This is a genomic window from Mesorhizobium sp. L103C119B0, from assembly GCF_000502235.1.
GTDB lineage: Bacteria > Pseudomonadota > Alphaproteobacteria > Rhizobiales > Rhizobiaceae > Mesorhizobium.
In genome coordinates this window covers 1-2,062 of the sequence record NZ_AYXE01000063.1, presented here as the reverse complement: position 1 = coordinate 2,062, position 2,062 = coordinate 1, and the positions used below count along the sequence as shown (strand labels likewise).

At 53.4% G+C, this 2,062-nt stretch carries 1 protein-coding gene and 2 pseudogenes; 2 read left to right on the top strand and 1 reads right to left on the bottom strand.

What is annotated here, in order from left to right; genetic code table 11:
- Positions 1-360: 360 nt before the first annotated feature.
- Positions 361-483: pseudogene (locus tag X728_RS1000000171215) on the bottom strand (IS110 family transposase); the annotation flags it as partial.
- A gap of 463 nt (positions 484-946) precedes the next feature.
- Between X728_RS1000000171215 and X728_RS1000000170000 the strand changes: the two are divergent.
- The gene (locus X728_RS1000000170000) at positions 947-1,366 is read left to right on the top strand and encodes an SET domain-containing protein-lysine N-methyltransferase (RefSeq protein WP_196815134.1); all 420 of its coding nucleotides are present in this window, start codon (positions 947-949) and stop codon (positions 1,364-1,366) included.
- Between the two features lie 92 nt (positions 1,367-1,458).
- Positions 1,459-1,587: pseudogene (locus X728_RS1000000169995) on the top strand (IS110 family transposase); the annotation flags it as partial.
- Positions 1,588-2,062: the final 475 nt, after the last annotated feature.

Here is a 2,062-nt window from a genome sequence, read left to right as displayed (position 1 = left end):
GCTCACGATCCGCTGAAATCGCTGCTCACGATCGTCTGAAATCGTTGCTCATGATCCCGTGAAATCCGTGCTCATGATCCCGTGAAATCCGTGCTCATGATCCCGTGAAATCCGTGCTCACGATGCGGTGAAATCCGTGCTCACGATCGCCTGAAATACGCATTCCAGGCGGACGATCTCATCCGGCTCGCGGGTTTCGTCGCGAACTTGGACGAGGCGGCGGCGGTATTCGTCGGCCACGCGACTTGGGTCCTCAAGGAGAACTTTCACCTGATCCCACACCGCTTCTTCCAGGTGATCGCCGCGTACCGGTGGGTTGTCGCACACGGAGTGGCCGCTGAAGCGATAGCCATCCGCGCCGATCGGGACGAAGCGCATATTGGGTCGGGTCACTGCCTCGCAGACCGCCTCTGCGTCCGCCGCATCCGTCTTGTTCCGCTTGACGTAGGGTTTTACGGATTGCAGCGGAATGAGGCGAACCTCAGGGAGGACCACTGTTCAGGGGGCAGGCCAGTTAAAGTCGCCCACACATATTGGTAGGTATGACGAGATTGAGGACAAGCTATGTTCCCTCTCGAAACACAATGTTGAAATGAATTCCCAAAATGAAAAGCCTTAAGTTTTGTCCCGTAGAAGACGCGCCCTGCCGATCGCAGCGATGGGTTGGCCTTAGGACAGGAGTTGCCCCGTTGTCGGCTATGGCGTGGTGGGAGGCATAGTGGCAATGGTGATAATTGGATTTGGCCAAAGCCTTGATGGCAGTTCTGCCAAGGAGGAGGTTTGCGGCGAGAACAGGGACTCTCGCAGGTCAGCCGGGATCGACCCCCGCCGTCGACATCTTTGAAGTTGGAAGTATTAGTGAAGCACGGCGGATGCTCAACAATGGCCCCGTCAGTGGCGATCAATGCAGGAAGCGCTCCACGCTCAGACCAAGAGGGCACACACGATGGCCGACAAGCTCTCTGATATCAGCACCGCTTTGTATGTGAGAAATGTGCCCCGAAAAGGGCGGGGTGTATTTGCTAATATTCCTTTTAAGGTTGGAGATGTAATTGAGCGGGCCCCAACATGGGGATTTGACGATGCGGAAGGAACACTGATAGATCGTACGGGACTATTCGAGTATTACTTCGTGCGCTCTGATCGTCACCGCCAAAAAAATTCTCTGGTAGGGTACGTTGTTTTTGGTTTTATTTCGATAGTCAATCACTCGTCGAACCCGAATGCCCAAATAGTTTGGTCGGATGAAGATTCCGGCGCGTGGGCCAGCATTGTTGCATTAAAGGATATAAATATCCACGAGGAAATAACACATCGCTATACTAACATTTCATCTTATCCTTCTAATATAACATTCATTGAATGAAGTGCAAAGATAATCTGTAGCAATATATGTCTATTGTCGCCACTCGAATGCATGGTCCTTATTGTGGCATTTTCCGAAACCTTTTGCCCGAGCGCATGGCAGCGCGGAAGCCGAGGATGCTTGTGGCGATCGCTTTGGCCAATAAGATGGCACGGGTGATCTGGGCGGTGCTAACGAAAAATGAGGATTACCGAGGTCCGGCACAGGCCATGACGGCGTGATCGACATGCCGCAGAATCTGCCTGACGTCGGATAAAGGGGGTGTGAGAAGGCGACGACCCGAATGGGCAAATGATCGAACAGATCTGGATTAGGAAAACCAGTTGAGAAACGTGAGTAATGAAGCTCGAGAGTCAGATTTGGACCTAATCCGCAGATTCCCATACCGGCCAGCGGCTTCTGCGTTCACAGGCCTTACAGAAGACCGCACTCGATCAGCTGCAGACGTAGTCGGAAACCTCTTGCATCACGGGCGGCAACCTCAGAAGTTTCTCACCGGGCCGACATCAGGTCGCTGGATGTCAGTATTAATCATCCCCGGGTGAACGATCGCGCCTCGAACGCCCGTGCGGTTCTGCGCTGCGTATTTCAGGCGATCGTGAGCACGGATTTCACCGCATCGTGAGCACGGATTTCACGGGATCATGAGCAACGATTTCAGACGATCGTGAGCAGCGATTTCAGCGGATCGTGAGC